Origin of the sequence: Salmonella sp. SG203 (assembly GCF_013350575.1) — a bacterium.
GTDB lineage: Bacteria > Pseudomonadota > Gammaproteobacteria > Enterobacterales > Enterobacteriaceae > Salmonella > Salmonella enterica.
Genome location: NZ_SNMT01000105.1, coordinates 1 through 535, shown reverse-complemented (window position 1 = coordinate 535; position 535 = coordinate 1). Strand labels below are relative to the sequence as shown.

Annotated in this window: 2 tRNA genes and 1 rRNA gene; all 3 read left to right on the top strand. The window is 49.5% G+C overall.

Features of this window, described 5'->3' with window-relative positions:
- Positions 1-62, top strand: a 16S ribosomal RNA gene (locus tag HV477_RS28020); the annotation flags it as partial.
- 69 nt (positions 63-131) lie between these two features.
- Positions 132-208: transfer RNA gene (locus HV477_RS28015), tRNA-Ile, on the top strand.
- Positions 209-317: 109 nt separating this feature from the next.
- Positions 318-393: transfer RNA gene (locus HV477_RS28010), tRNA-Ala, on the top strand.
- Positions 394-535 lie beyond the last annotated feature (142 nt).

The following is a 535-nucleotide window of genomic DNA, read 5'->3' as shown; positions in this document are numbered from 1 at the left end:
TGACTGGGGTGAAGTCGTAACAAGGTAACCGTAGGGGAACCTGCGGTTGGATCACCTCCTTACCTTAAAGAAGCGTACTTTGCAGTGCTCACACAGATTGTCTGATGAAAAACGAGCAGTAAAACCTCTACAGGCTTGTAGCTCAGGTGGTTAGAGCGCACCCCTGATAAGGGTGAGGTCGGTGGTTCAAGTCCACTCAGGCCTACCAGATTCGCTCCCGTGCTTTGTTGTGGCAAAGCTCGCATACTTCAGTATGCTTCGCTTCACCACGCCGCGCCCGGAAACGAATCAAAGGTAAGAGGTTCTGACTACACGATGGGGCTATAGCTCAGCTGGGAGAGCGCCTGCTTTGCACGCAGGAGGTCTGCGGTTCGATCCCGCATAGCTCCACCATCTCGTGAGTGTTTACGAAAAAATACTTCAGAGTGTACCTGAAAGGGTTCACTGCGAAGTTTTGCTCTTTAAAAATCTGGATCAAGCTGAAAATTGAAACACAGAACAACGAAAGTTGTTCGTGAGTCTCTCAAATTTTCGC